The 25,390-nt window shown below is 65.6% G+C and carries 22 protein-coding genes; 15 read left to right on the top strand and 7 right to left on the bottom strand.

Features of this window, described 5'->3' with window-relative positions; genetic code table 11:
- Positions 1-21 precede the first annotated feature (21 nt).
- Positions 22-1,890 (top strand): CocE/NonD family hydrolase, encoded by a 1,869-nt coding sequence (locus IB243_RS13110; RefSeq protein WP_192427584.1) that lies wholly within the window; start codon positions 22-24, stop codon positions 1,888-1,890.
- A 134-nt stretch (positions 1,891-2,024) separates the two neighbouring features.
- Here the strand turns inward: IB243_RS13110 and IB243_RS13105 are convergent, their stop codons facing one another.
- Positions 2,025-2,852, bottom strand: a complete 828-nt coding sequence (locus IB243_RS13105; RefSeq protein ID WP_192427582.1) for a phosphatase PAP2 family protein — start codon at positions 2,850-2,852, stop codon at positions 2,025-2,027.
- A gap of 316 nt (positions 2,853-3,168) precedes the next feature.
- On the opposite strand from IB243_RS13105, the gene IB243_RS13100 reads away from it, so the two are divergent.
- Positions 3,169-4,236, top strand: a complete 1,068-nt coding sequence (locus IB243_RS13100; protein WP_192427580.1) for a diacylglycerol kinase family protein — start codon at positions 3,169-3,171, stop codon at positions 4,234-4,236.
- A gap of 32 nt (positions 4,237-4,268) precedes the next feature.
- Positions 4,269-5,063 carry a metallophosphoesterase gene (locus IB243_RS13095; protein ID WP_035197082.1) on the top strand — a complete coding sequence of 265 codons (795 nt, stop codon included), beginning with the start codon at positions 4,269-4,271 and terminating at the stop codon, positions 5,061-5,063.
- 67 nt (positions 5,064-5,130) lie between these two features.
- Here the strand turns inward: IB243_RS13095 and IB243_RS13090 are convergent, their stop codons facing one another.
- The 3 genes from IB243_RS13090 to IB243_RS13085 form a co-directional block, all read right to left on the bottom strand.
- Complete coding sequence (locus IB243_RS13090) at positions 5,131-6,318, bottom strand: porin (RefSeq protein ID WP_192427578.1); 1,188 nt, start codon at positions 6,316-6,318, stop codon at positions 5,131-5,133.
- Between the two features lie 134 nt (positions 6,319-6,452).
- Positions 6,453-6,578, bottom strand: a complete 126-nt coding sequence (locus IB243_RS27300; RefSeq protein WP_010461771.1) for a hypothetical protein — start codon at positions 6,576-6,578, stop codon at positions 6,453-6,455.
- A gap of 39 nt (positions 6,579-6,617) precedes the next feature.
- A complete protein-coding gene (locus IB243_RS13085; RefSeq protein ID WP_010461769.1) occupies positions 6,618-7,355 on the bottom strand; it encodes a TetR/AcrR family transcriptional regulator in 738 nt (245 codons plus the stop codon).
- 170 nt (positions 7,356-7,525) lie between these two features.
- Between IB243_RS13085 and IB243_RS13080 the strand changes: the two genes are divergently transcribed.
- The 4 genes from IB243_RS13080 (at position 7,526) to IB243_RS13065 (ending at position 11,686) form a co-directional block, all read left to right on the top strand.
- Positions 7,526-8,515, top strand: coding sequence for a tripartite tricarboxylate transporter substrate-binding protein (locus IB243_RS13080; protein WP_192427576.1), 990 nt, complete (start codon positions 7,526-7,528; stop codon positions 8,513-8,515).
- A 37-nt stretch (positions 8,516-8,552) separates the two neighbouring features.
- Positions 8,553-9,377 (top strand): cyclase family protein, encoded by an 825-nt coding sequence (locus IB243_RS13075; RefSeq protein WP_192427574.1) that lies wholly within the window; start codon positions 8,553-8,555, stop codon positions 9,375-9,377.
- A complete protein-coding gene (locus IB243_RS13070; protein WP_192427571.1) occupies positions 9,374-10,354 on the top strand; it encodes a fumarylacetoacetate hydrolase family protein in 981 nt (326 codons plus the stop codon). Before IB243_RS13075 ends, IB243_RS13070 begins: the two co-directional genes overlap by 4 nt.
- A gap of 249 nt (positions 10,355-10,603) precedes the next feature.
- Positions 10,604-11,686, top strand: coding sequence for an adenylate/guanylate cyclase domain-containing protein (locus IB243_RS13065; protein ID WP_010461758.1), 1,083 nt, complete (start codon positions 10,604-10,606; stop codon positions 11,684-11,686).
- A 44-nt stretch (positions 11,687-11,730) separates the two neighbouring features.
- Here the strand turns inward: IB243_RS13065 and IB243_RS13060 are convergent, their stop codons facing one another.
- Positions 11,731-12,459, bottom strand: a complete 729-nt coding sequence (locus IB243_RS13060) for a haloacid dehalogenase type II (protein WP_192427569.1) — start codon at positions 12,457-12,459, stop codon at positions 11,731-11,733.
- Positions 12,460-12,680: 221 nt separating this feature from the next.
- On the opposite strand from IB243_RS13060, the gene IB243_RS13055 reads away from it, so the two are divergent.
- The 3 genes from IB243_RS13055 to alaC all read left to right on the top strand — a co-directional run bounded on the left by IB243_RS13055 (position 12,681) and on the right by alaC (position 15,906).
- Complete coding sequence (locus IB243_RS13055; RefSeq protein ID WP_192427567.1) at positions 12,681-13,907, top strand: MFS transporter; 1,227 nt, start codon at positions 12,681-12,683, stop codon at positions 13,905-13,907.
- Positions 13,908-13,971: 64 nt separating this feature from the next.
- The gene (locus IB243_RS13050) at positions 13,972-14,502 is read left to right on the top strand and encodes a hypothetical protein (protein WP_192427565.1); all 531 of its coding nucleotides are present in this window, start codon (positions 13,972-13,974) and stop codon (positions 14,500-14,502) included.
- A gap of 177 nt (positions 14,503-14,679) precedes the next feature.
- Positions 14,680-15,906 carry an alanine transaminase gene (gene alaC / locus IB243_RS13045; RefSeq protein WP_057228728.1) on the top strand — a complete coding sequence of 409 codons (1,227 nt, stop codon included), beginning with the start codon at positions 14,680-14,682 and terminating at the stop codon, positions 15,904-15,906.
- 123 nt (positions 15,907-16,029) lie between these two features.
- Here the strand turns inward: alaC and IB243_RS13040 are convergent, their stop codons facing one another.
- Positions 16,030-16,497, bottom strand: coding sequence for an SRPBCC family protein (locus IB243_RS13040; protein WP_192427563.1), 468 nt, complete (start codon positions 16,495-16,497; stop codon positions 16,030-16,032).
- A 65-nt stretch (positions 16,498-16,562) separates the two neighbouring features.
- Between IB243_RS13040 and IB243_RS13035 the strand changes: the two genes are divergently transcribed.
- Positions 16,563-16,937: a MerR family transcriptional regulator gene (locus tag IB243_RS13035; RefSeq protein WP_192427561.1), complete on the top strand. Its 375-nt coding sequence runs from the start codon at positions 16,563-16,565 to the stop codon at positions 16,935-16,937.
- Between the two features lie 210 nt (positions 16,938-17,147).
- Here the strand turns inward: IB243_RS13035 and IB243_RS13030 are convergent, their stop codons facing one another.
- Positions 17,148-20,039, bottom strand: coding sequence for an IPTL-CTERM sorting domain-containing protein (locus IB243_RS13030; protein WP_225584947.1), 2,892 nt, complete (start codon positions 20,037-20,039; stop codon positions 17,148-17,150).
- Between the two features lie 418 nt (positions 20,040-20,457).
- On the opposite strand from IB243_RS13030, the gene IB243_RS13025 reads away from it, so the two are divergent.
- The 4 genes from IB243_RS13025 to IB243_RS13010 all read left to right on the top strand — a co-directional run bounded on the left by IB243_RS13025 (position 20,458) and on the right by IB243_RS13010 (position 25,213).
- Positions 20,458-21,207 carry a response regulator transcription factor gene (locus tag IB243_RS13025; protein ID WP_050812494.1) on the top strand — a complete coding sequence of 250 codons (750 nt, stop codon included), beginning with the start codon at positions 20,458-20,460 and terminating at the stop codon, positions 21,205-21,207.
- Entirely contained in the window at positions 21,197-23,176 is a 1,980-nt protein-coding gene (locus tag IB243_RS13020) for an ATP-binding protein (protein WP_192427557.1), read from the top strand. The genes IB243_RS13025 and IB243_RS13020 overlap by 11 nt, the downstream gene beginning before the upstream one ends.
- Before the next feature lie 228 nt (positions 23,177-23,404).
- A complete protein-coding gene (locus IB243_RS13015) occupies positions 23,405-23,932 on the top strand; it encodes a sigma-70 family RNA polymerase sigma factor (protein WP_057272181.1) in 528 nt (175 codons plus the stop codon).
- Positions 23,933-24,004: 72 nt separating this feature from the next.
- The gene (locus IB243_RS13010) at positions 24,005-25,213 is read left to right on the top strand and encodes a FecR domain-containing protein (RefSeq protein WP_225584946.1); all 1,209 of its coding nucleotides are present in this window, start codon (positions 24,005-24,007) and stop codon (positions 25,211-25,213) included.
- Positions 25,214-25,390 lie beyond the last annotated feature (177 nt).

Below are 25,390 nucleotides of genomic sequence, written 5' to 3'. Positions count from 1 at the left end.
ATGAACACAATGACGATTTCAATGGCTGCCCAGTCAATGGCTACACAGAGCGGCGTGAGCCGGCACACCCATTGGGTGGCGATGCGCGACGGGGTTCGCCTTGCCACCGACGTGTACCTGCCCACGGCCACTGCACACACACTGCCCGTGCTGCTGGAACGAACGCCCTATGGCAAGGATGCCGAGACCCGGCGCGAGCGCACGGCGGCCAACCCTGCTCCCATGCGGCGCGGCGAAGTGGCCGCCCGTTTTGCCCAGGAAGGCTACGCCGTGGTGGTGCAGGACTGCCGTGGGCGCTTTGACTCGGAGGGCCAGTTCACCAAGTACCTGGGCGAGGCCCACGACGGTGCCGATACGATGGAATGGATCATGGCGCAGCCCTGGTGCAACGGCCAGGTTGGCACCTATGGCCTTTCGTATGCCGCCCATACACAGACCGCACTGGCCAGCCAGCGGCCCGCTGGGTTGAAAGCCATGTTTCTTGAATGCGGCGGCTTTGCCAATGCCTACCGAGGGGGCATCCGCCATGGCGGGGCTTTCGAGCTCAAGCAGGCGGTTTGGGCGCTGCGCAATGCGCGCAGTGGCAGCAACCACATCAGCGAGTCCGCTCGAAGGGCGCTGGATGAGGCTGACATTGGAGCCTGGTTTCAGCGGCTGCCCTGGTCCCGGGGAGATTCGCCGCTGCAATGGGCACCCGAGTACGAGGACTATCTCTTCGGGCAATGGGAGCGTGGCACCTTCAGCGACTACTGGCGCCAGCCCGAGCTGTATGCGGCCGGTCGCTACGAAGCGTTTGACGGCCTGGCCGTCATGCTGATGTGTGGCTGGTGGGACCCCTATGCGCAGACCACGACCGACAACTATCTGGGCCTTTCACAGCGCCCGGATTGCAAGGCACGCATGGTGCTGGGCCCCTGGACGCATGGCGAGCGCAGCGTCCCTTACGCCGGCGACGTGGATTTTGGGAACGCAGCGGTGCTCGATGGCACGCTGGCCGATGACTACGTGGGAATGCGGCTGGCGTGGTTCAACCATTGGCTCCGGGGACAGCCGTTGCCCAAGGGGCAGGAAGATGCCGTGCGTTACTTTCGCATGGGCGGGGGCTCTGGGCTGCGCACGCCCGAGGGCCGGTTGGACCATGGTGGAGCCTGGCGCAGTGCCACCGGTTGGCCGGTGCCAGGTACCAGCTTCACCCCCTGGTACCTGTGCCCGCAGGGAGTGTTGTCCGAGGTGATGCCCGAGCAGGAAAGCAAGGCCACCTTCGAGTTCGACCCGGAGCGCCCGGTGCCCACCATCGGCGGTTCCATCACGTCGGGAGAACCCTTGATGGTGGCTGGCGCGTACGACCAGCACACCGGCGAGGGCATTTTTGGCACGCAGGAACCCTTTGGGCCGCTGGCGGACCGGGACGACGTGCTGGTGTTTCAAACGCCGCCACTCGATCAGGATGTGGAGGTGACAGGTCCCATCATGATCGAACTGTGGGTGTCGTCCACTGCGCCAGACACCGATTTCACAGCCAAGCTGATCGACCAGTACCCGCCCAGCCACGACTACCCGCTGGGGTACGCGATGAACCTGACCGACGGAATCCTGCGCTGCCGCTACCGGCATTCTTGGGAGCAGCCCCGGATGATGGAGCCAGGGACGGTGGTGGAAATCACGATCGAGCCCATGCCCACCTCCAACCTTTTCCGCAAAGGCCACCGTATCCGGCTTGACGTCTCCAGCAGCAACTTCCCTCGGTTTGATGTCAACCCCAATACCGGGGCTCCCGAGGGCAGTGCCGGGCCTCGAAAGCTTGCGCGCAACAGTGTTCACATGGGGCCAGGGTGTCCGTCCCGCGTGATGTTGCCGGTGCTGGTGGTGCCCGAGTGTCCAGCCTGGTAACGAGGGTCTTGGGGCAGGGATGGCCTGAGCGGAGCATTGCTTGCTTTGGCCGCCCAGGGGCGAGCCCGCAGGCAGCGCAGGTAGCTCCGTGATCCCGCAACACGCCCTGCGGAGTCGTGTGTGGGCCGGGCTGCTCACCTGCTGGCAAGCGAGGGCGCCGCACCACGCCAGCGTGACACACTCTCTATGATCAGCACCGTGCACAGCACCCATGTACCGGCGAGCAACCAGCCTGCCAGCACATCGCTGGCGTAGTGCACCTGCAGCACCACGCGGCTCCATCCCGTGGTGAAGATCAGGGCGCCAGCGGCCATCGCGGCGGGCAGGTGCCAGGCGCGCGGCAGCAGCCGCGTGGCCAGATAGGCCAGCATGGTGTAGGCCGTCATGGACGCGCTGCTGTGCCCGCTGGGAAAACTGAATCCATCCTCCTGCGCGATGCCGTGAACATGTTCGGGTCGCACGCGTTCAAACAGCGCTTTGAGGATCTTGGTCAGTGCACCGTTCCCTGCCAGGGCCACCAGCCAGCCGGTGGCCAGCAGCCGGTGCTGGCGCACCCATAGCGCCACCGCCACCACCACCGCAGCCCCTGTGAGCACCCATGAGTCACCCATGTGGGTCAGGGCTGCAAACCAATTCAGCATGGCCGTGTCCGCCTGGGCGCGCAGGCCAGCGGCAATGGCGTCGTCCAGCGCACCCCAGTGGCCCCCCGTGCGCCCGCTTTCGGCCAGCTCGGCCATCGTGGCGCCCGCCAGTACCAGCGCGCCAGCGCTGGCGCCCACGGCGGCCACCACCACCCCGTGCGCCCGCGCTGGCAAAAAACGGCGCAGCGGCGGGCTGTGGCGCCGCACCGTGCGCAAGCCGCTCAGTGCCAGCGCACCCCACAGGGCCGCAGCCACCATGCCTGCCAGCCACCATTCCAGGGGGTGGCTCGCCAGCAGCGCTCCCAGCTCGGGAAGTTCCATTGTTGTCATTGGCATCGGTTGTCAGCGGCTTTCATCGTCCAGATTGTCTGGACCCTTAAGGGAATCGGGCGTTGTACCGGAGTTCCCTACATCCCGCCAAAGCACAGGTGTATGGCGCCCCTGTGCGACGGGGCGCCACGGGGACGTCTGTCGGCAACCTCTGACAGGGCAAGGGCGCAGCTGCTGGCTGCGGTATGAGGTCAGTTGGGCGACCATTCAGTCCATTGCATTACAAAAATCAGGACGGCGAGAGGGTCTGCCGGGTGCAACCCGTTCCCGGCAATTTCCCGCCGCTTCCTGACACCGCTACCGAACCATGACCCCTTCCGAGCATCCCCATCCCGTCCGTCCCCACGGTCCCATCCATCTGGTGGTGCCCAAACGCCCGGGTGCCGATCTGGATCTGCTGCGCGCGAAATTGGAGGGTGTGCCCGCCCTGCAAGAGCACAACGTGGTCTGGCATGTACCCGACCAGCGGGGCGACATCGTGCAGCTGGCGCGCGACGCTGCGCAGGCGGCCCTGGCCGATGGTGGCCTGGTGGTGGCGGCCGGGGGCGACGGAACGATCAATGCGGTGGCCTCGGCGGCGCTGTGGGCGGGCGTGCCGCTGGGCGTGGTGCCGATGGGCACGTTCAACTACTTCAGCCGTGAACATGGCCTGGCCCTGGACCCTGAAACCGCTGTGCAAGACATGCTGCAGGCGCTGCGCGATGGAGACCTGCGCCCGGTGCAGGTAGGCTTTGTCAACCGGCGCATGTTTGTCGTCAATGCCAGTGTGGGCCTGTACCCCAAGCTGCTGGCCGACCGCGAAATGGCGTCGCGCCGTTTTGGTCGTTCGCGCTGGGTGGCCGTGGCGGCTGCGGTGTGGAGCATGTTCCGCCCCTCGGCAGGCCGCCGCTGGCGGGTGGTGATGAAGACACACCGTGGTGCCCAGGCCCAGCAGGAAGAGCATTTGGTCACGACACTGTTTGTGGGCAACAACCCGTTGCAGCTCGACCGCATGGGTTTGCCACAGGCACAAATGGTGGCCGACGGTGGAAAGCTCGCTGTGGTGATGCTCAAGCCGCAAGGCCGATGGGCCATTGCGCGCACGGTGTGGAATGCGGCCACGGGGCAGCTGCACAAAGACAATGCCGTGGTCAGCATGGCCTGTACCGAGCTGACCGTGACCCCAGCCAGCTGGCGCCCGCCCCAGGTCAAGCTGGCGTTTGACGGGGAGCGTGAATGGATGGCCCCACCCCTGCATTTCCGCCTGAGCGAGCGGCCGCTGTGGCTGGTGGCACCCACGTTGCTGATGCGTGATGATGCGCCCCAGGCGCAGTCCGATGGGGCACGAGACCATGCGTTTGTGCCCGCTCCGGCAGAAGGCCTGCTGCCCGCTTGACGCAGCATTGTCAACCCTCGCAGAAAGTACCGATGACCGTTTTGATGCACCTGTCGGATCTGCACTTCGGTGCACACGATCCAGCGGTGTGTGCGGCCGCACAGCGGCTTGCGCAGCGGCTGGGGGTGGCGATGGTGGTGGTGTCGGGGGACCTTACCCAGCGCGCCACGGCCCTGCAATTTGAGCAGGCCGCGCGGTTTGTGCAGGGCCTGCATGCCCGCTCCAATCTGGTGCTGGCGGGCAATCACGACCTGCCTTTGTTTGCCTGGTGGATGCGCTGGGGCAGGGCCTATGAGCGGTATGCGCAGCAGTTCGGCATCGACCAGGAGCCCGTGCGGCAAATGGGTGCCTTTTATGTGGTGGGCGTCAACACCACCCGCGCCTGGCGGCACGAGCGGGGTAGCCTTTCGTCGGCACAGATCGATCATGTGGCCATGCTGCTGGCGCGTGCGCCGCCGGACGCCTGGCGCATTGTGGCCAGCCACCACCCCCTGGTGTCCCGTGACCCCACCGACCGCGCACACCGGCCCCACCGGGCGGATGAAGCGGTGCAGCGCTGGCGCACGGCGGGCGCCCAGATGCTGCTGTCGGGCCACGTGCATGAGCCGGGCGTGCTGCAGCCGTTGCCGGGCCTGTGGGCCTGCCGCGCCGGCACGGCGGTATCGCACCGACTGCGCCACGGCAGCCCCAACAGCCTGGTGGTGTTGACCGTGGAGGCATCGGGCACTGCGGTGGGAGGCTGGGCCCGCTATGCCGCGCGCTGGGACTACGACCAAGCGGCGGGAGAGTTTGTGTGTGTGTTGCGGCAGGCGGTGGGGGCACTGTGACTCAAAAAAGGGGCGCCCGAAGGCGCCCCAACCTTGGGACTCTCAGCAGATATTTCCGAAAAACAGCTCAGAAGCGGTGGCGCACCCCCACGGCAAAGCTGGTGCCCTGCGCGCTCACCACCGAGGGCGGCGCGGGCAGCGTGCGGGTTTGGGTGTTGTCGCGCGTCACCATGGCATACAGGTCGGTGCGTTTGGACAGGAAATAGTCGTACCCCACGGTGAACACCCTGCGCTCCACATTGCCACCTGCCAGCGTGGCGGGTACGGGGCCCACGGTGTCTCCCGTGCGGCGGGCGGCGTAGCCCGCCAGCACGCGGCCAGCGCCCACGGGCATAGAGGCGCTGACGTCCCACACGCGGTACGACACGTTGAGCGGCGTGGTGGCCGTGCCCCGGTTCTCGATGCGGCCCACGTGGGCGAACAGCTTGACCACCTCGAAGTCGTACGACGCCGCCAGTTGCCACGCGCGCGTGTTGTTGGCCGAGGTGCCGTCCGCAAAAGTGGTGGGATTTTTCTGAACGCTCTGCCATGCCAGTGACGCTGCCATGGGCCCTTGGGCGTAGGCCAGACGCGCAGCGCTGTTGCCGCCGCCCTGGCCTTCCGAGATGGAATGCGCCACCGACCCGTTGAAGCCCGCGAAGTGGGGGCTGTCGTACACCAGGGAGTTGGCCCAGGCGGTGCCACCGGTCAAAGGGCCACCGATGAACGTGGTGAGGTTGAGCGGCCCGAACACGGTGGAGTCGCCAAACGCGTTGGACGTGATGGCGTTGAGGAACAGCAGCGACGTGACGTTGCCTGCGCGCACGCGTCCCCAGCGGGGGTGGGCCAGACCCACCCAGGCGGCGCGGGAGAACACCGGGTCTGCGGCCACGCTCACGGGCGCTGGCAGGGCATCACTGCGCCCGGTGGCGCCGGAGTCATTGCGCACAAAGGAGGAGAGTTCGAACTGGGCCGACAGTCCGTCCCCCAGGTCTTCATTGCCACGCACGCCCCAGTGGCTGGTGGACATGCCGCCGCCGTCCAGCTTGGTCACGGCGCGGTCCTGTGCATTCACGCCGCCTGCGGGGCTGGCGAAGCGGCCCACCGCAGCGTCCACCAGGCCATAGAGCTGCAGGCCGGGCCCCTGGGCGGGCGGGGCGGGCTGGGCGTGTGCGGCCAGGGCTGCGGTGGACAGTGTGGCAGTGCCCAGGGTGCGCGCCCACAGGCGGTGGCAGGCTACAGGTCGGGAAAGAAGGGAGAAATGGCGGGGTGTCATGGTGTCTTTCGGTTCGTAGGTCGGGAAAGCGGGCGCGAACGGGCCCACGGCGCAGCCGCAGGCGGCTGTTCCGAAACGGGCGGGTTCGGCAGGGCGGGGCTATTCAGCGTCTTGTGAACGCTGCAAGGGGGCGGCTAGGGTGCGCCGGTCTGGCGTGCCGATTCCGCTGGGGTGGCGGTGGTGCGCTGGCCTTTGCGCACCCGGGGGCGGGTGGCTGGGGCGTGGATACGGGCGATGTGGGTCATGCGGGGCTGGCGCATGGGGCGAATGCGGGAGGGGCGGGCGGCCGTGGAGCCGAGTCAGTGCACCGCACCGCCACAGGCACCACGCATGCCCTGCGCCACAAAGCGCACCAGCAGCGGGCCGGCTGCGGCCTCGTCGCCGGGCTGGTTCTGGCCGTAGGACAGGCGTTCGATGCGCTGGTCGTTCACGTGGTGCAGCAAGGCCCCCAGTGCGAACTGGTAGCACCAGGCGGCCTGGCTGCGGGTGGCCTGGGGGAGGGCGGCGGCAATGGCGTCGATGAAGGCGTGGGCCAGCGGGTCGAACAGCTCGCGGATGATGGGCTCGTCTTCTTCCAGGTGGTCGTTCATGCCACGCGACAGCAGGCGCAGAAAGTGGTGGCCCGCAGGCTGGCGGGCCACCTCCAGCACGGGCAGCACGAAGGCCTTGACGATTTCCTCCAGCAGCTGACCGGGTGGGGCCGCCTGCTGGGCTTGGGCCAGTGACTGCAGCCGCACGTCGATGTAGCCGGCGTGGGCGCGGAAGATGGCGTGGTACAGCGAGAGCTTGGGCCCGTAGTAGTAGCCCACCAGGGCCAGCGGCACACCGGCTTCGTCGGCAATGTCGCGGATGGACACCCCGTGGAAGCCGCGCGTGGCAAACAGCCGCTCGGCGGCCTGCAGGATGTTGGCCTGGCGATTGGGCGCCAGCGTCTCGTCACTGGCGGCGCTGCGGCTGGCGGCCCGCTTGCGGGCTGGGGCTGCGTCGGCGGGGGACGGCGTGACGGAGGTTTTTGGGGCAGATTTTGGTCGTGGCATAGGCTTGTTTATACGTTTGTATAAATTTATTGAACACTCGTACAAACCCCAGTTGATGGTGATTTGTACGTTCGTATAATTTTTTGCATGGACGCGTTGAAAGCCTTGCTGCACAAGGCCGGCGCGGACACCGGGCAGTTTGCCCATCTTGCCAATCAGGAGACAACACCATGATCACCCGCCGCCAGTTCACCCAGTTTTCTGCCACCCTGTTGTCCGCCGCCTGGGCCGGCAACACCTGGGCGCAAGCGCCCAAGGCCCCGCTGCCCGATGTGGCAAAAATCATCACCGGTTTTCCGGCCGGTGGCACCCTGGATGCCTTGGCCCGCCGCGTGGCCGACCGCATGCGCGACAAATACGCCGCAGCGGTGCTGGTGGACAACAAACCCGGCGCGGGTGGCCAGATCGGCATCCTCACGCTGCGCGACAGCCCGGCCGATGGCTCCAGCCTGCTCGTCACGCCGTCGTCCATGTTGTCCATCTACCCGTATACCTACCCCAAGCTGCGCTACACGATGGAGGACGTGGCGCCCGTGTCGCTGGGCGCGACGATGGACCACGGCCTGGCGGTGGGCCCAGGCACCCCCGAGAGCGTGCGCACGCTGGCGGACTACCTGGCGTGGATCAAAGCCAACCCGAACAGCGCCAGCTACGGCAGCCCCGGCGCGGGGTCCATGCCCCACATGGTGGGTGTGCTGCTGAGCCAGTTCGCCAAGCAAGACATGCTGCACATCGCTTACCGGGGCACCGTGCCCGGCATGCAGGATCTGCTGGGCGGGCAGATCCCCGCGTTCTGGGGGCCGATTGGCGACTACCTGCAGCACTCCAAGGGCGGCAAGCTGCGTGTGCTGGCCATCGCCGGGGCCAGGCGGTCGCCCTTCCTGCCCCAGGTGCCCACGCTGCAGGAGCTGGGTTACCCCCTCAAGGTCAGCGAGTGGTATGGATTCTTCCTGCCTGGCAAGGCGACGCCCGAGACCGTGCTGCGTGCGTCCGATGCGCTCAGGGTGGCGCTGGCACATCCCGAGGTGATCGAGCACGGCAAGCAATACGGGCTGGAGGTCAAGTCGTCCACCGCCGCCGAGTTGGCCAGCATGCTCAAGGCCGATGCCAACCAGTGGCGCGGCCTGATCAAGCAAACGGGCTTCACGGCCGAGTCGTGATGCGTAGACCCATTTCTCCCTTGCACGGTTGCACACCATGACTTCTTCCTCCCCCCGCCGCATCGTCGATATCTCCATGCACCTGGAGAACGATGTCGTTTCCGACCCGCCGGGACTGGGTCCGCGCATTCGCTACATCGACCACCAGATGAGTTTTGACGACCTGGCGCAGTTCTTCCCAGGCCTCAAGAAGGAAGACCTGCCTGACGGCGAATCCTGGGCGGTGGAGGACGTGCAGCTCAACACCCACAACGGCACCCACCTGGACGCGCCCTACCACTTTGCCTCCACCATGGACGGCGGCCAGCGCGCGCTGTCCATCGACGAGGTGGACCTCAACTGGTGCTTTCAGCCCGGCGTGAAGCTCGATTTTCGGCACCTGCCCGACGGCTACGTGGTGCAGGCTGCCGATGTGCGGGCCGAGCTGGCCCGCATCGGCCACACGCTGCAGCCACTGGAGATCGTGGTTGTCAACACCCGCGCCGGCAGCGCCTATGGTTCGGCGGGTTACACGCGTGCAGGCTGTGGCATGGGCTACGAGGCCACGATGTACCTGTTGGAGCGCGGCGTGCGCCTCACGGGCACCGACGCCTGGAGCTGGGACGCCCCGTTCGCCTACACCGCGCAGCGCTATGCGGAGAGTGGTGACGCCTCGTTGATCTGGGAAGGCCACAAGGCCGGGCGCGACATCGGCTACTGCCACCTCGAAAAGCTGCACAACCTGGAAGCCCTGCCTGCCAGCGGCTTCTATATCTCGTGCTTTCCGGTCAAGGTGCGCGGCGCCTCGGCGGGCTGGACGCGGGCCGTGGCGATCTTCGACCCGGTGCTGCCGCTGCAGCAGGCGCAAGGGGCGCTGTCATGAAACTCGCCACCCTGCGCAATGGCCAGCGTGACGGCCGCCTGGTGGTGGTGTCGGCCGATGCCCGCCGCTGCATCGATGCGTGCACCGTGGCGCCCACACTGCTCGATGCCCTGGAGCGCTGGGGCACGGTGGAGCGAGGGCTGCAGGCGCTGTCCCGGACGGTCAATGCGCCCGCCGCCCTGGGTTCCATGCCCTTCGACGCCCGTGAATGCTCAGCCCCGCTGCCACGCACCTGGCAGTGGCTGGATGGCTCTGCCTTTCTGAACCACGGCCACCTCATGGAGCGCGCTTTCAAGGTGCCGCCCGTGGCCGACTTCGAGACCATTCCACTCATGTACCAGGGCGCAGCCGACGACTTTCTGGGCCCGCACGACGATGTGCCCCTGCCGTCCGAGGCCGACCAGATCGATTTCGAGGGCGAGTTTGGCGTGGTGCTGGACGAAACCCCCATGGGCGTCACCGCAGAAGATGCGCTGCAGCATGTGCGCCTCATCGTGCTCATCAACGACTGGAGCCTGCGCGCCTTTGGCCCGCGCGAGGCCAAAAGCGGATTTGGTTTTCTGCAGGCCAAGCCCTCCACCGCCTTTGCGCCCGTGGCCGTCACCCCCGACGAGCTGGGCCCGGCCTGGCGCGGTGGCCGGGTGCACCTGCGGCTGCAGACGCAGCGCAACAGCGAGTGGTTTGGCCACCCGCACGGCGGCGCCATGCACTTTCACTTTGGTCAGCTCATCGCGCATGCGGCCCGCACGCGCAAGCTGTCGGCCGGAACCCTCATTGGCTCGGGCACCGTGTCGAACGCGGAGGTGGATGTGGGGTCGTCCTGCGTGGCCGAGCGCCGCATGGTCGAGGCCCTGGCCGAAGGCGCGCCGCACACGCCCTTCCTGCGCTTTGGCGAGCGGGTGCGCATGGTGGCGCTGGACGACCAGGGCCATCCCGGGCCGTTTGGCGTGATAGACCAGACCGTGGCGTTGGCCTGAGCGGTTGGCACCGGGGGTTAGGTGGTTGCTGATGCTCCTATTTTAATAGCTGTTGGCGATTTCTAGTTAAGCGCTGGGTGCCAAAAAACATCGGATTTTCTGCACCACCCAGGTTCTTCGGCGTTGGGGCAGGGGCCCGGAGTGTTTTCACCGGTTGACCGGCTGGGGGACGCCGCCTATTCTGGGTGGCGGAGGGCAGGCGATGCCCTCCTGCACAGAACAATCCGCCGCCCCACCTCCCTTGCATCCATGCACAAAGAATTCCACCACGATGCCGTGCGCCGCCTGCAGGCGCTGATCGAGCGCGAGACCGGTACGCCCCTTTCCGAAGCGGCGCAGGCCGAGATGGCGGCCATCCTGCATGGCATGGAGAGCCCGGATGGAGCGGCCACCGACGGCCTGGCCGTGGCGCCGCGCGAGGTCACCATCCTGCTGGCCGACCTGCGCGGGTTCACCGCGCTGTCGGGGTCGCAGCCCGCGGCGGTGGTGATTGCGGCGCTCAACCGCTGCCTGTCGCGGCTCTCCGAAGTGGTGTTCAAGTACCAGGGCAGCATCGACAAGTTCATGGGCGATTCGATCATGGTGCTGTTTGGCGCGCCCGTGGCCCGCGACGACGATGTGGACCGCGCGCTGCTCTGCGCCGTGGAGATGCAGATCGCCATGCGTGAGCTCAACCTCGCGCACCTGCGCGAGCGGCTGCCGGAGGTCTTTCTGGGCATCGGCGTGAACACAGGCACGGTGATGGCCGGGCGCTTTGGCTCCGACGTGTATTCCGAATACACCGTGATCGGCGAAGCGGTCAACCTGGCCTCGCGCATCGAGGCGCTGAGCCTGCGTGGCCAGGTGCTCATCAGTGATGCGACCTACCAGCGGTGCTGGGGCCTGGTGTCGGCGTCCGCACCGATGCAGGTCTATGTCAAAGGCCGCACGCAGCCGGTGAGCCTGCGCGAGCTGATCGCTATTCCTTCGCAAAAACTCAAGGTGCCGCGCCAGGAGTTTCGCCGCAGCCACCGTGTGGATGCGCGCCTGCCCTGCCTGTGCCAGCGCATGCAGGACAAGATCGTGGTGCCCCACATCGTGCACGGCGCCATCCGCGACATCGGCTACCACGGCTTGCTGGTGGAGCTGATCGAGCCGCTGGAGCCCCACAGCGAGATCAAGCTGGAGTTTGAGCTGCCTTTGGTGGACTACCGCGTGGCCGATGTGTATGCGCGGGTCATCACGCTCAAGCAGGAAGGCGACGAGTGGGTGGCGGGGCTGGAGTTCACCTCCATCAGCGCCGAATGCCACGCCAAGGTGCAGATGTTTGTGCAGTTGCTGGTGGTGCACTGAACCTCGCCCGCCGCGAGGATGCTCAGCGGCGCGACGGGCCTGCTTCAACAGCCCAGCATCCGCGCCAGATCCATGAGGTCGGTGGCGTGCAGGTCGTTGCCGGGCTGCGGCGTTCCGTCCTTGGGGCGGGCCGCGCCCAGCTCGTGAGGGCGCTCGATGTAGGCCGTGCGCAGGCCGCAGTCGCGCGCGGCGGCCAGGTCGTCGTGGTGGGTGGCCACCAGCGCCACCTGGGACGGTGACGCATCAAACACACGGGCCACGCCCAGGTACGTGTCAGGGTCCGGCTTGTAGGCGCGGAACACCTCGGCGCTCAGCACACAGTCCCAGGGCAGGCCGGCGCGTTTGGCCATGTGGGTCAACAGGCCGATGTTGCCGTTGGACAGTGTGGTGATGGTGAAGCGCGTCTTGAGCCGCGTGAGGCCCTCCACGCTGTCGGGCCAGGCGTCCAGCCGGTGCCACACGCGGTTGAGATGGTGGCGCTCGGCCTCGGGCAGGTGCGCCAGGCCAAAGCGCGGCAGGATTTCGTCAAGGATGCCGCGGTGCAGGTCGTCCACCAAGGTCCATGGCCGCTCACCGCGCATCACGCGGGCCATGGCGGGCTGGTAGCCGCTGCGCCACGCCAGCGCAAACGCGTCGCCATCCACGGCCGGGTACAGGGCCTGCATCTCGCGCACGATGCTGCCGTGCCAGTCCACCACGGTGCCAAAGATGTCGAACGCCAGCACCTGGACGGTGCTGGCAATGGTCTCTGCAGTGCTCAGGGTCGTTGCCATTGCGGTCCTTGAGGGGGAAGGGGATAGGGTGCCAGCGTAGCCGCCTTGCGTGTCCGGTTTGTTCACGAAGGTGACCCATGCCCCCGCGCCAGCAGGGCCGCTCAGGGCATGCTATGGTTACAAAAATAGGGTTTACCCCTGTAACTACGTTTCTTCTTCACCCCCGTCGACCTCCTGCGCCGTACTGTCGCCTGCCGGTGCAGCGCTCCTTTGTTGTTGCCATGACCGCGTCCCTGTCCCCCACGTCCATCGCCCACACCCCCACCGACGACCGCACCCCCACCGACGACCGCACCCTGGTGCGCGCCGTGCTGGCCCTGGGGGTGGGCGGCTTTTCCATCGGCACGGGCGAGTTCGTCATCATGGGCCTGCTGCCCGAGGTGGCGCGCGACATCGGCGTGAGCATTCCTCAGGCGGGCCACGTCATCAGCGCCTATGCACTGGGCGTGGTGGTGGGCGCGCCCGTGCTGGCCGTGCTGGCAGCCAATTGGGGGCGGCGTGCGTTGCTGATGGCGCTGATGGTGGTGTATGCGCTGGGCAATTTCGCATCGGCCCTGGCGCCGGGCTATGGCTCGCTCACTGCCATGCGGCTGTTTACCGGCCTTCCCCATGGCACCTACTTTGGCGTGGCCGCGCTGGTGGCTGCTGCTCTGGCGCCGCCCGGCCGCCGCGCACGCGCCGTGGGCTGGGTCATGCTGGGGCTGACTACCGCCACGCTGGTGGGCGTGCCCATAGCCGCCGCGCTGGGCGAGGCGTTTGGCTGGCGCGCGGCCTTTGTGTTTGTGGGGCTCATTGCCGTGGCCGCCGTGGTCATGGTGCGCCTGTGGGTGCCAGTCATGCCTGCATCGCACGGCGCCAGCCCGCTGCGCGAGTTGGGCGCGCTGGCGCGCAAGCAGGTGTGGTTCACGTTGGGCATTGGCGCCATCGGCTTTGGCGGCATGTTTGCGGTGTTCAGCTACATCAAGCCCACCTTGCTGGAGGTGGCAGGCATGCCACCCGCACTCATGCCCTTTGTGCTGTCGCTGTTCGGCCTGGGCATGGTGGCGGGCAACATCGTGGGCTCGCGCATGGCCGACAAGGCGCTCATGCCCGCCATCGGCAAGGTGCTGCTGTGGTCCATCGTCGTCATGGCGCTGTTCGTGCCCGCCGCGCACCACCCCGCCAGCGCCGCGCTGGCCACGTTCCTTTTGGGCACCGTGGTGGCCATCGGCCCCGCGCTGCAGATCCGCCTGATGGACGTGGCGGGCGACGCGCAGACCCTGGCCGCTGCACTCAACCACTCGGCCTTCAATGCCGCCAACGCGCTCGGCGCCTGGCTGGGTGGCGTGGCGATCTCGGCAGGCATGGGCTGGACGTCCACCGGCTGGGTGGGCGTGGTGCTGGGCCTGGGGGGCGTGGCTATTTTTGCGTGGTCGCTGGGCAGCGAGAAAGCGACTAGGCGTAACTGATTCCAGAGGACTACTTGGTAGACTGGTTGGTCGAAATCGCCAGTCTATTCAATACAGGTTTCCAATGGATCATCGTTCTCTATCCCGTTTGTTGCTACGCATCGCTGGCGTGGTCGTAGTCGTTGCGACCTTGACCTCGGTTCCGAAATCTATTGTGACCCTCGTGGTGGCAGCGGGCCAAGATGCCGATGTGTCTCCGCTGATGACAGCAGTGGTTGCTTCCCTTGTTCCATTGCTGATCGGACTCGCCTTGATCTGGCTTCCCGGTACTGTTGCTAACTGGCTGGTTGACGACACGGTTACCGACAAGAGCGAGAGTGATACAGCTGCCAACCTGCAAGCAATTGCCCTGTCCGTGCTGGGCTTCTATTTCGTTGCGTCAGCGCTGTTCGATGCGGTCTTCTGGGTGGCTCGCATCAGGCTTTATGCAGCGGTGATCGCAAGCAACGAGGCATTTGCGGGCATGCCTCCTCTCATGCCCGACGATTTCGGATCCATGGTGGCTACGGGGGCGCAAGCGGTGGTTGGTGTACTTCTTTTGCTTGGTAGTAAAGGTGCTGGGCGGCTGCTCAGCAAAGCGCGGGGGCGTACCTAGCCAAGCGCTACCGTCGTGGTTGGCCAGACATGCTGACGGAGTGTGCAGTTCGCGCTACAGGGCAGTAAGTGGAGCTTGTGACGTGCGGTGATGGTGCGTTACATTGGCTGCGGGCTGGCCTTTCTGCCAGCCACGTCGCTCGGACGGTTCCGGGCGCTTACGTGAAAGTCACACCGCATGTCTGCATCGCAGGGCAAGCGCCGTTTTGCGCGCATCGATCGCCTCCCTCCCTACGTCTTCAACATCACGGCCGAGCTCAAGCTGGCCGCCCGCCGCCGGGGCGAGGACATCATCGACATGAGCATGGGCAACCCCGACGGGGCCACGCCGCCGCACATCGTCGCCAAGCTCACCGAAGTGGCCCAGCGGCCCGACACCCATGGCTACAGCGCCAGCAAAGGCATCCCGCGCCTGCGCCGCGCCATCAGCCACTGGTACAAGGATCGGTACGCGGTGGACATCGACCCCGATACCGAGGCCATCGTCACCATCGGCTCCAAGGAAGGCCTGGCCCACCTGATGCTGGCCACGCTGGACCGGGGCGACACCGTGCTCGTGCCCGACCCGAGCTACCCCATCCACATCTACGGCGCGGTGATTGCCGGTGCCGACATCCGCAGCGTGCCCGTGGCGCCCGATGTGGACTTTTTTGCCGAGCTCGAAAAAGCCATCCGCGGCAGCTACCCCAAGCCCAAGATGATGATCTTCGGCTTTCCCAGCAACCCCACCGCGCAATGCGTGGAGCTGTCGTTCTTCGAGCGCGTGATCGCCCTGGCCAAGAAGCACGACATTCTGGTGGTGCACGACCTGGCCTATGCCGACATCGTGTACGACGGCTACCGGGCCCCCAGCATCATGGAAGTGCCCGGCGCCAAGGACGTGGCGGTGGAGTTCTTCACCCTCTCCAAGAGCTACAACATGGCCGGCTGGCGCGTGGGCTTCATGGTCGGCAACCCCGACCTCGTGGCCGCGCTCGCGCGCATCAAGAGCTACCACGACTACGGCACCTTCACCCCCCTGCAGGTCGCAGCCATTGCCGCGCTCGAGGGCGACCAGCAGTGTGTGAAGGACATAGCCGCCCAGTACCAGCGCCGCCGCGACGTGCTGTACAAAGGCCTCACCGAAGCCGGCTGGGCCGTGGACTGCCCCAAGGCCAGCATGTACATCTGGGCCCGCATTCCCGAGCCCTACCGCGCCCTGGGCTCGCTCGAGTTCGCGCGCCAGCTGCTCGACAAGGCCAAGGTGTGTGTATCGCCCGGCATCGGCTTCGGCGACCAGGGAGACGAGTACGTGCGCTTCGCCCTCATCGAGAACGAGGCCCGCATCCGCCAGGCTGTGCGCGGTATCCGTGCGATGTTCAAGGCCGATGGGCTGTTGAAGGTGCCAACGGCTGTCGGGGTCTGAGGGCCGTAGGCAATGGCGTCGGGTAGGGGGGCATCGACCGGTTGAATCCGCCGTCCACCCCACACGTCCCACGCTACGGGTGTGCGCACCTGGGTTGTCCGATCCCCGTGGCGTACCCGCCCCCTAGCGACGCGCCGTACCAGCCCCCTCCATCCGCCCCTTCAATGCAGCGACGCCCAAGGTTGCCCGCTTGTCCATCACCCGCCTGGCCAGCGGAAGCAAAAGGTATCTGACGACGGGGTTGCTGTTTCTGCTGAAGATCCGCCAGGTGAGTTCGCACGCATTCGCCGCGGTTTCATTCAGCGTGATCTCCATGCGCGGCAGGAGTGGTGGAAACCGGCCCTCTGTCGCAAAAAACTGGTGGCCCCTGACTTCCCGCACCTGCAGGGTGATTTTCTGGCGTCCCCGCAGTGGTACGAACACGGTTTCAAGGTACTCCTTCCCCAGCTGCCCTTGGGGGAGTGTGTTGAGTGATTCGATGGAGATAACGCCGGGGAACCACTCTCCAAATTTCTCCATGTTCGACACGTACGCAAAAACCTCCCGCGCAGGCCGGTGGAGATAGACCGTTTTTTCAGCAAGCAAGTGCATGGTGTGCTTTCTTCAAAAAGGCCATGCTAATCTGTAGAGTTGTGTCTACAGTCAAGAGGATTTTCATGCGAATTGCCGAACTGGAAAGCCGCACCGGGCTGGGGCGCCACGCGCTGCGCTTTTATGAACGCGAGGGACTTCTGGTCGGCGTATGCCGAAGCTCCAACAACTACCGGGACTATCCGGAGTCCGCCGTCAAGGACGCAATCCTGCTTCAGCAGCTGCAGTCGCTCGGTTTTTCGCTGCTGGAGATCCGTGAAGTGCTGGACGCGATGCGCGCCAGCAGCATCGATTGCGCGCAAGGTGCCCGCTTGATGGCGGAGAAACGCACGGCGGTCGAGGCGCAAATTGCGAACCTGCGCAAAGTGAGCAAGGTCTTGATGCGGGAACAACAGCGCCTCGAAGACCGAGCCGCGCGGCAAAATCTTCCCAAGCCATGACGCGTTGCTCCGCAGGCGGACGCGATGTTGGAGTGAGCCTGGTGTGCAACGCCCGCTGGGCGTGACCCGTCCAAGTTGCCGACCAACGCTTTTCGCCAATGGGCAAAAAAGGGGCAGACGCGATGGACACCGCGATCGCCGTCAACGAGGCGCATCTTTGTCTCCTTTCTGCTCTGGCGTCTGTCCGTTGAACGCTTCGTCAGGCTCTGTTCAGCCCTGGCGGCGGCGCAAGCCTGGCAGGGCCATGGCGGCCAGGGCAGCAGTCGCCAGCAACAGGACCCATTCGTTCAGCGTGGGAATGGCCGTGGCCAAAGCGGCAGCAGCCAGCGGCATCACGGGGTCCACCATCACGCCGTTGGGCGCCCAATCGTCGTCACCCAGCTGGCCGTCGGTCAAGTCAAAACTCACGGTGTGGCCGTTGATGGCGAGGTTTTTGGGGGCGAAGAAGCTGGCGCTGGAGGCGCCGCTGCTGGCCTTGCCGTACTTGGTGAAACCGGCGACCGGTTGTGGCCAGGTGGTGGTGATACGGACCGTGGCACCGGGGGTGCAGTCCACCAGCTTGAAGCGGAAAGCGCCCTGCGGCGCCACCCGGCCCGGTGGTAGGGCGCTGGCGGCCATGAAGCCGGTGGCGGAATGGTCAAACCGGCAAGTCGCGCCCCCGCCTGTGAAGCTCGCGCTGGCCGTGCCGCCTGCACCCCCCGTGGGGACGGTGGTGCCGGTGTAGGTGACGGGGATGACGAATGTCTGCTGCGCCTGGGCTGCAGCGGCGTAGGTCGCATTGCCCGCCTGGTTGGCGTTGATGGTGCAGGTGCCAGCGCCGGCAAACGTCACCACGCTGCCTGTGACCGTGCAGGCACCAGCCGTCGAGGCTGCATCGATAGTGAACACGACCGGATTGCCCGAGTCGCCACCGGCGGCGGTCACGGTGTACGTGCCCCCCACGGCGGGGAGCACCGGGGGCGTGGAAGTGAAGGTGATCACCTGGCTGGTCAAGGCGGTCTGCTGGACGACAACGCCCATCGTCGCCGTGATCGTGTTGTCACCCTTGCTGGTTGCCGTGACCGTGCGCGAGCCAGGCCCGAAAAACGTCACTGCGAAAGCTGCGCTGCCATCGCTTTGCTGGATCTCACCCGGCATCGTGTCGTTCGGGTTGCTGCTCGTGATGATCCACCGGGTCGTGTCGTCAATGTTCGCATTGACCGGGTCTTCCACGCTCAACCGGAACGGCGTTGGCGCGTCGGCCGACACCACCACGGATGTGGCACCGGGCGCCATGCTGATGGCCGTCGGTCCATTCAGCGAAGGCGTAGGCAGCGGCAGGTTTTCGAACTGGATGACGGCGCGCAGGTTGTGCCCCGGCATGCTGATGATGCCCTGGTACTGGCCCGCGATGCGGTTGGCCTTGGCGTCGTGGATGAAGTAGCCGGTACCGCCGAAGCCCCCTCCGAAACCCTGGTTTTCCGGATTGGGGTCGGTCACCATGACCACGCTGGCGCCCGTGGTGGGCACTGCGATATTGATGGGCGTCACATACGGCAAGTAGCCGCCCCCAGGAATTGTGGCGCGCGGATCAATGATGATAGGGTTTCCGGAGCGCGCGAAAGCCTGCCCCAGGCGTGCGCGCATCGACAACGATGCGTTGCACGAATCGTCTACTCGGTAAAGGCAGTAGTTGTGGGTGTGCACGCTGTCCCCACGGTCGAAGTTGAAGGGGCTCTCCCACAAATCTCCCGCATCCGGTTTGAACACGGTGACGAATCTCGGAACGCGCCCGGTCTTTGTGTTGTCATCGCTGTCCAGCGTCACCGGCACCTGCAGATTCGTCGATGCGGCCACCGCGAGATCTTGCGTGCGGTTGGCCGTGTAGGCATCTGCCAGTGTGGTGACATAGTGCGACCCCATGTCGATGAACAAGGTCTGGTTCTGTGCGCCACGGTCCAGTGGCACATTGGCGATCAAGGCGGAGCCCGGCGGGTCGGCCCAACCGTCATCCCAAGAGTTCACCACCTGGCCGACCACGTTAAATTTGCGCCTTCTATAGAACTGCGCTTCCGGTTGCGCGGTGGCCTGGTCTGCCACCCGCTCATTCACGAACACCACCATCGTCTGCTTGCCCGCCACCGAGCCCATCTGATTCAGCGCAAAACGCAGCGAGAACGGGCCCGTGGGCGGCGGCGGAAGTCCTATCAATGCATAGGCGCGGTTGCCGGAGGCGCCGTTCATCCACAGATTCTCGTCCCGCGAAAAATTCTGTGTGGCGACCGCTGGATCGGTCGACGACTGGCGCACGCTGGTCGCGGCGGGGGCGTTGGTGGTAATGCCGGCCACGTCGCTGAGCGTGATCAGCAACTGCGGCTGGTGCAGTACGTGGGCCTGCCCTGTTTGCTGTTCCTTGCTCGCAAACTCGAAACTGCCTGTTGCAGTGCCAGGGTCAAGGAAGGGGGCCACAACCACCATCGATTCGACACCGTTGGCCAGCCTGTGTTTCACCAGCTTGGTGACGTCGAAGCTGTAGAAGCCCGGATCGGTGATGCGCAGGGGCTGTGCAGGGTTGTCCGCGTTGGTGGCGGCCCCTCCATTGGTGCTGTCAACGAGATGGCCACAGGCGGGCGCCAAGTCTTCGCGCCCGAAGCAATCGGTGCCCGTCTGGTGAGCGCTGACTATCCTGAGGTAGCCGGGTGTTATCACCTTGTCCACGTACAACACGAGGCGGGCGCTCGCGACCTTGCCGGCATCCAGCGTGTAGCTTTCCTCATCAACGGTGACCCTTGTGTTGGCCTCATCGACGAGAAGCTTGCTCAATACACCATTGGGCAGGGTGGCATAGGAAAACTTCAATTGCGCATTCGCGTCACTGTTCACGAGGAGCTTGGGCTCGTAAGGGAAGTAGTCGGAATCGTTGCTGTAGGCGTCGGCGACGAGCGGTGCCTCAATCCACGATGATTGGGTGGTTTGCCCGCAAGCCTGCAGCAAGAGCACTACCCCGGCGAACGCAACCCACCGAATCGCCCGAGACGCACGCCCGGCCGCGTTGCTCCCTTGCCGGGCACATTGGCGCAGCATCGTGCCAGACCGCGTCGCGGCCTTCTTCGTTTGAATCATGTATCCCTCGCTCCGATGTGCGTTCGAGAAGAAGCCGCACTGGCTTTTTCTAGGTAGGCAGGTGCTGGCAACTGTGTTTTTGCAGCTTCGTGGTGCAGAGGTCCTTGCCTTTGCCGGACTAAAAGTTACCGGATGGGCATCGTTTTGTATGTCCCCCTTTTGGGCGACATGACAACGGGCTCGCGTGGTGGCAGCATGGGTATGCTTCGCATGAGTGCTACAAAAATAATAGCTATCTGCGCTTTGTAAATAAGCGCTGGCGGCTGTTTTGATGCAAAAACTGATCACCCCTGATCCACCGAAGAACCATCCATGACCCGCCTCTTTCTGCCGTGCCTGTGGGTGTTGCCGACCTGCTGGGCGCCGGAGCCTCGCCGGGCTCCCCGCTTTTGATCAAGGCCTGTGGCAGCATCAACCCATGGTTTCACCGTCCCGCACATTCCCTTTGGCGCCCGATGCGGCCCCTGCGCCCCCGGCCGTCCGCGTGGCGGTGGTGGAGGACGACTTCGTCTGCCGCAACGCGATGGCGCATGCCTTGCAAGGCGCCCCCGACATGCATCTGCAGTGGGTGGCAGCCAGCCGCGCCGAGGCACTGGCGGCGTTGCAGGCGGACGATGCACCGCTGGACGTGCTGTTGTTGGACCTGGGGCTGCCCGACGGTAGCGGGCTTGACGTGTTGGCTGTGCTGCGCGTGCGCTGGCCCCGCGCCGCAGCGATGGTGAGCACGATCTTTGGCGATGAGGTGCACGTTCTGGGTGCCATCGAAGCCGGGGCGATGGGCTACCTGCTCAAGGATCTGCCACCCAGCGCGGTGGTGGACGAAGTGCGCAGCCTGCATGCGGGGGGCAGCCCCATCAATCCGATGGTGGCGCGCAAGCTGCTGCTGCGCCGAGCGCAGTCATCCGTGGCCGCCAAATCGCCAGTGGGTCCGGAGCCGGGTTTGGCCGAGGCGGCGGAGATCACGGAGGTGGGGCCGTCGGCGCGCGAGGCCGAGCTGCTGCGGATGGTGGCACGCGGCTACACGCTGGACGAGGTGGCGCGGGCGATGGGGGTATCGCGCCACACGGTGCGTACTTTTGTGCGGCGCGTGTACGCCAAGCTGCAGGTGACGACCCAGGCCGAGGCGGTGAGCGCTGCGGCGCGCAAAGGGTGGATCGATGTGGCTTGAGCTCGCGCGCCTGGCGCTGCGGCTGTTGCTGGCCGGGGCCGCCGCCTGGGGCGTGGCGCTGGCAGACGTACCGCCCCCCGCACACCTGATGCAGGCAGAGGCTTGGGGTTCCACCAGCGGGGGCTGGGCGCCGCCACCCTCGCTGCACGAATCACCCGATGCAGTGCTTTCGAGCGCCACGCCGTGGAGCACGGTGGATCTGCCACATGCCCGCGCGCGCAGCACGGTTTCGACAGCCGCGCAGGCCGATGCGCCCCCCGAGGTGTGGTGGTATCGCCTGCGGGTGCCGGCCGAGGCGCTGGCGGCCACGCCGCAGGGCTCGCGCCTGTATATCCCGCGCTGGCAGACAGTGGGCACGGTGGCGGTGTATGCCAATGGACGCCTGGTCTGGCAGACGCACGGCAGCCGCGTATGGAACAGCTTCAATCGCCCAGTTTGGGCGGACTTGGCGGGCCATGCCGCGCCCGGCGCTGCGCTGGAGGTGCACGTGCGCATGGCCAACCTGCCGGGCGTGGGTGGGGCCCTGTCCACGGTGTGGGCGGGGCCGGCCGAGGCGCTCTGGCCAGGGTGGCGGCTGCGCAGGCTGCTGCAGACCGAGCTGGTGGCGTACCTGCGCGGGGCCTATCTGGTGCTGGGTGTGCTGGCGCTGGCGGTGTGGCTGGGGTTGCGCGGCCGGGGTGAAAGGGGCTATCTGCTGTTCTTTCTCCTGTCGGTGGGGCACCTGCTGGCCACGCTGTTCTATTTGGTGGATACGGAGGGCTTTGATGTGCCCGATGCCTGGTTCTCGTGGCTCACGCTGGCGGGCTCACTCGGATCGTCGGTGTGCTCCTTCTTGCTGCTGCGGTTGATGCAGGGCCTGCGCTATCCCCGGCTGGCGCGGGTGCTGCTGACCTATTGTGGTGTGGTGGCGCTGGCGGCACTGCCCCTGTGGAACGTGCGACACGAGGCAATGCTGCCGCTGCTGCGCCTGGCGCTGTTTCCGCCAGGGATGGTGGTGCTGTGTGTGGCACTGTGGGGCGCGTGGTCTGATCGATCGTGGCCCAGCGTGCTGCTGGGGAGTGCAGTGGCGCTGTCGTTTCCGCTGGCTTTTCATGACCTGGCGATGCAGCGCTACCTCATCAGCATCGAACACGTCTACCTCACGCCCTATGCCTACATGGGGGTTTTCACGATGTTCATGTGGGTTGCGTTCACACGCTACCAGCGCGCCCTGGGCGGCGCCGAGCGGGCCAATGCGGTGCAGGCCGAGCGCCTGGCCGCACAGGAGCAGCAGTTGCGAGAAACGCACGAGCTGCTGCGGGTTGCCGAGCGCGAACAAACGCTGCTGCACGAGCGCCAGCGCCTGATGAGGGAGATGCACGATGGCGTGGGATCGTCGCTGATGAGCGCACTGCGGCTGGTGGAGACCGCGCCGGCGACACCTGTGGACGTGGCGCAGGTGCTGCGGGAATGCATCGACGATCTGAAGATCTCCATCGACTCGCTGGAGCCCGTGGACGCGGACCTGCTGGTGTTGCTCGCAGGCCTGCGCTACCGGCTGGGATTGCGGCTGGAGGGGGCGGGTCTGGTCATGCACTGGCAGGTGGACGACCTGCCGCCGCTGCCTTGGCTGGACGCGCAAAGCGCCCTGCATGTGCTGCGCATCCTGCAGGAGGTACTCACCAACATCCTCAAGCACAGCGGCGCAACGGAGATCACGCTGAGCACCGCCGAAGCACCCCGGCCTTCGCCGGATGGCGCCGGCACCCGCAACGACCACACGCCCGGCGTGCAGGTGCGCGTGCGAGACAACGGCCGCCCGTTCACACCGCCCGCGCCGCAAGCACTGGCACCCGCCCGCCGGGGCCTGGCCAACGTGCACAGCCGCGCGCTGGCACTGGGCGCACATTGCTCCTGGAGCCGTGCTGAAGAGGCAGGCGCACAAGGCTCGGCGTTCACCCTGTGGCTGCCTCTGCACAAACAGGGTTGATCGCCTGCCCGTTGCTGCTCTCTCAACCTGCAGCGTTGGTTCCTCGAACGCATGCTTTGAGAGGTTCAACATCCCCGTCAGCGTAGGACTCGGGTCGTACGGATAGAAGCCGAGAAATCTGCAATAATGAGAATGATTCTTATATGCAGTGCATCCGTAAGTTAACTCCCACCAAGTTGCGACCACATCCAGCCCAGAGGAATCGCCTTCCGTGGCTTGGGTTGATCTGTGCTTGAGCGTTACTACCGGGAACTGCTGAACTTCTGTTCCCGCACGGTCAGGGACCGGGATGCGGCGGCCGATGTCGTGCAAGAGAGTTACGCGCGTGTGCTGGCCGTGCAGCAGTCGGGGCAAACGATTCACGAGCCGCGTGCCCTGCTGCATCAGACAGCGCGGCGCTTGATGATCGACCAGCATCGGCGCTTTTTGGTTCGCCAGCACGAGGACATCGACGACCTGGCGGAATGGGAGCAGCCGACCGCGCCGCGCCACCTTGAGCCTGATGCGATCTACGCGCAGGAGCAGCATGCACTTGCCATCGTCGCAGCCATAGAGTCGCTGCCGCCACGTTGCCGCGAAGCCTTTGTCCTCAACCGTTTCGAGGGCCTGTCCCATCAAGAGGTGGCCGACCACATGGGTATCTCCAAAAACATGGTGGCGCAGCACATCGTTCGTGGCGTACTGGCGTGCAAGGCCTGTGAAGACCGTTTGAACGGTGTACCTCCGCAATCCCCGTCTGTTGAGAGAAAAAAATAGGAATGGCTTTACACGCTGTGACCTCCAGTCTTTCAACTTTCGTGCGTCTACACCCCTAAGTGCTCTCACGACATGAACCCGCCCAGCCCAGCGCATCTCAGCTCATCGCCTTCTCCGGCACCCGTTGGTGCCGATGTGGATGCGCGAGAGTTCGCGGACTTCTCGTCCGGTCAGAATCTGCTGGATGTTGAAGCTGCGAGCTGGCAAGTGCGCCGACAGGACGGACTGACGGTTGACGAAGAAGCAGAGTTTCAGGAGTGGCTGGCCCGAGATCCTTTGCATCAGGACAGCTTTGACAGGCTTGACGGGGTGTGGGACCGGCTGGATAGACTTCCCTCCGAAGGTATCGTCCGGCTGAAGGCTGGCCTGACGGCAGAGGAAGGCAACTTCGCTGACGGTCCGAGCACTCCGCACACGCGCCCCCAAGCCACCCAGCCCTCTCGTCCCGTCGCCCGCCCCATGGCCCCTGGCCGAAGTGCCTGGCTTTTCGGCATCGGGCGTTGGGTGCCCCAGATTGCTGCAGGTGGTGTCGCCTTTGCCGTGATGGGCGGCGTCTGGCTCGGTTGGGACCATTGGCAGCAACAGCCGGTATTTACCAAAACCTACGTGACCGCCCGTGGCCAGCAGCTCGATGTGCAACTGCCCGACGGCAGCAGGCTCAGCCTCGACACCGCGACCCGTGCAGAAGTCACGCTGTATCGGGAGCGGCGCGAAGTGCGCCTGCCTGAGGGACAGGCCCTGTTCAATGTCCAAGCAGATGCCCGCCGTCCATTCGATGTGCTGGCCGGGCCGCTGCGCGTCAGTGTGGTCGGCACACGCTTCGTGGTGCGCAATACGGAGACGGGGCTGAGTCTCGGCGGCGCCAGCGTGGCGGTGGAAGAGGGGCGGGTGCGGGTGGAGGCCGCGCAAGCTGGGGCACATCCGCACAGTGGGAAATCGGTCGGCCCCACCGGCGCCGTGGAATTGGCTGCGGGGCAAGCCATCCACGCCGATGCAGCGGGTCGCATTGGGCAAATCACGCAGCAGGCAGCGGCTGGCGCAATGTTGTGGCGCGAGGGCCGGGTGAACTTCGAGCGCACGCCATTGATCCAGGCCCTGGCCGAGTTCGAGCGCTACGGGTCCACGCGGCTGGTGGTAAACGATCCGGCTGTGGGCGCGATGCAGGTTCACGGCAGTTTTGATTTGCGCCAGTTGGGGGCCTTCACCAAGGCGCTGCCCCAGGTGTTGCCGGTGCGCCTGGAAATCCATGACGGCGTGACCGAAGTGCTTGCAGCCCACTGAAGACCCAAAACTTCGTCGGTAGCGCCGTCTGCGCGCAGGACGGGAGAACCCCGTTCTCAACGGGGCCGAAAGGGGCCGAAAAATATTCAAAAACCTTGCACATGGACCTCAAGCGTTTTGAATGTGGCGCGTCTTCATTGGTAGTGATTCTTGTTTTCAGCTACTGTTTTGGAGATC

Source organism: Acidovorax sp. ACV01 (assembly GCF_014851495.1).
In the GTDB taxonomy this organism is placed as follows: domain Bacteria; phylum Pseudomonadota; class Gammaproteobacteria; order Burkholderiales; family Burkholderiaceae_C; genus Acidovorax; species Acidovorax radicis.
Note: the sequence above shows the minus strand (reverse complement) of the source record. Positions and strands in the feature narration are given on the sequence as shown.

What these genes read in the sequence shown, in the direction of transcription:
- IB243_RS13110 (WP_192427584.1), top strand. Translation starts at nt 22, where the DNA reads ATGGCTGCCCAGTCAATGGCTACACAGAGCGGCGTGAGCCGGCACACC.
- IB243_RS13105 (WP_192427582.1), bottom strand. Translation starts at nt 2,852, where the DNA reads ATGGAACTTCCCGAGCTGGGAGCGCTGCTGGCGAGCCACCCCCTGGAA.
- IB243_RS13100 (WP_192427580.1), top strand. Translation starts at nt 3,169, where the DNA reads ATGACCCCTTCCGAGCATCCCCATCCCGTCCGTCCCCACGGTCCCATC.
- IB243_RS13095 (WP_035197082.1), top strand. Translation starts at nt 4,269, where the DNA reads ATGACCGTTTTGATGCACCTGTCGGATCTGCACTTCGGTGCACACGAT.
- IB243_RS13090 (WP_192427578.1), bottom strand. Translation starts at nt 6,318, where the DNA reads ATGACACCCCGCCATTTCTCCCTTCTTTCCCGACCTGTAGCCTGCCAC.
- IB243_RS27300 (WP_010461771.1), bottom strand. Translation starts at nt 6,578, where the DNA reads ATGCGCCAGCCCCGCATGACCCACATCGCCCGTATCCACGCCCCAGCC.
- IB243_RS13085 (WP_010461769.1), bottom strand. Translation starts at nt 7,355, where the DNA reads ATGCCACGACCAAAATCTGCCCCAAAAACCTCCGTCACGCCGTCCCCC.
- IB243_RS13080 (WP_192427576.1), top strand. Translation starts at nt 7,526, where the DNA reads ATGATCACCCGCCGCCAGTTCACCCAGTTTTCTGCCACCCTGTTGTCC.
- IB243_RS13075 (WP_192427574.1), top strand. Translation starts at nt 8,553, where the DNA reads ATGACTTCTTCCTCCCCCCGCCGCATCGTCGATATCTCCATGCACCTG.
- IB243_RS13070 (WP_192427571.1), top strand. Translation starts at nt 9,374, where the DNA reads ATGAAACTCGCCACCCTGCGCAATGGCCAGCGTGACGGCCGCCTGGTG.
- IB243_RS13065 (WP_010461758.1), top strand. Translation starts at nt 10,604, where the DNA reads ATGCACAAAGAATTCCACCACGATGCCGTGCGCCGCCTGCAGGCGCTG.
- IB243_RS13060 (WP_192427569.1), bottom strand. Translation starts at nt 12,459, where the DNA reads ATGGCAACGACCCTGAGCACTGCAGAGACCATTGCCAGCACCGTCCAG.
- IB243_RS13055 (WP_192427567.1), top strand. Translation starts at nt 12,681, where the DNA reads ATGACCGCGTCCCTGTCCCCCACGTCCATCGCCCACACCCCCACCGAC.
- IB243_RS13050 (WP_192427565.1), top strand. Translation starts at nt 13,972, where the DNA reads ATGGATCATCGTTCTCTATCCCGTTTGTTGCTACGCATCGCTGGCGTG.
- alaC (WP_057228728.1), top strand. Translation starts at nt 14,680, where the DNA reads ATGTCTGCATCGCAGGGCAAGCGCCGTTTTGCGCGCATCGATCGCCTC.
- IB243_RS13040 (WP_192427563.1), bottom strand. Translation starts at nt 16,497, where the DNA reads ATGCACTTGCTTGCTGAAAAAACGGTCTATCTCCACCGGCCTGCGCGG.
- IB243_RS13035 (WP_192427561.1), top strand. Translation starts at nt 16,563, where the DNA reads ATGCGAATTGCCGAACTGGAAAGCCGCACCGGGCTGGGGCGCCACGCG.
- IB243_RS13030 (WP_225584947.1), bottom strand. Translation starts at nt 20,039, where the DNA reads ATGATTCAAACGAAGAAGGCCGCGACGCGGTCTGGCACGATGCTGCGC.
- IB243_RS13025 (WP_050812494.1), top strand. Translation starts at nt 20,458, where the DNA reads ATGGTTTCACCGTCCCGCACATTCCCTTTGGCGCCCGATGCGGCCCCT.
- IB243_RS13020 (WP_192427557.1), top strand. Translation starts at nt 21,197, where the DNA reads ATGTGGCTTGAGCTCGCGCGCCTGGCGCTGCGGCTGTTGCTGGCCGGG.
- IB243_RS13010 (WP_225584946.1), top strand. Translation starts at nt 24,005, where the DNA reads ATGAACCCGCCCAGCCCAGCGCATCTCAGCTCATCGCCTTCTCCGGCA.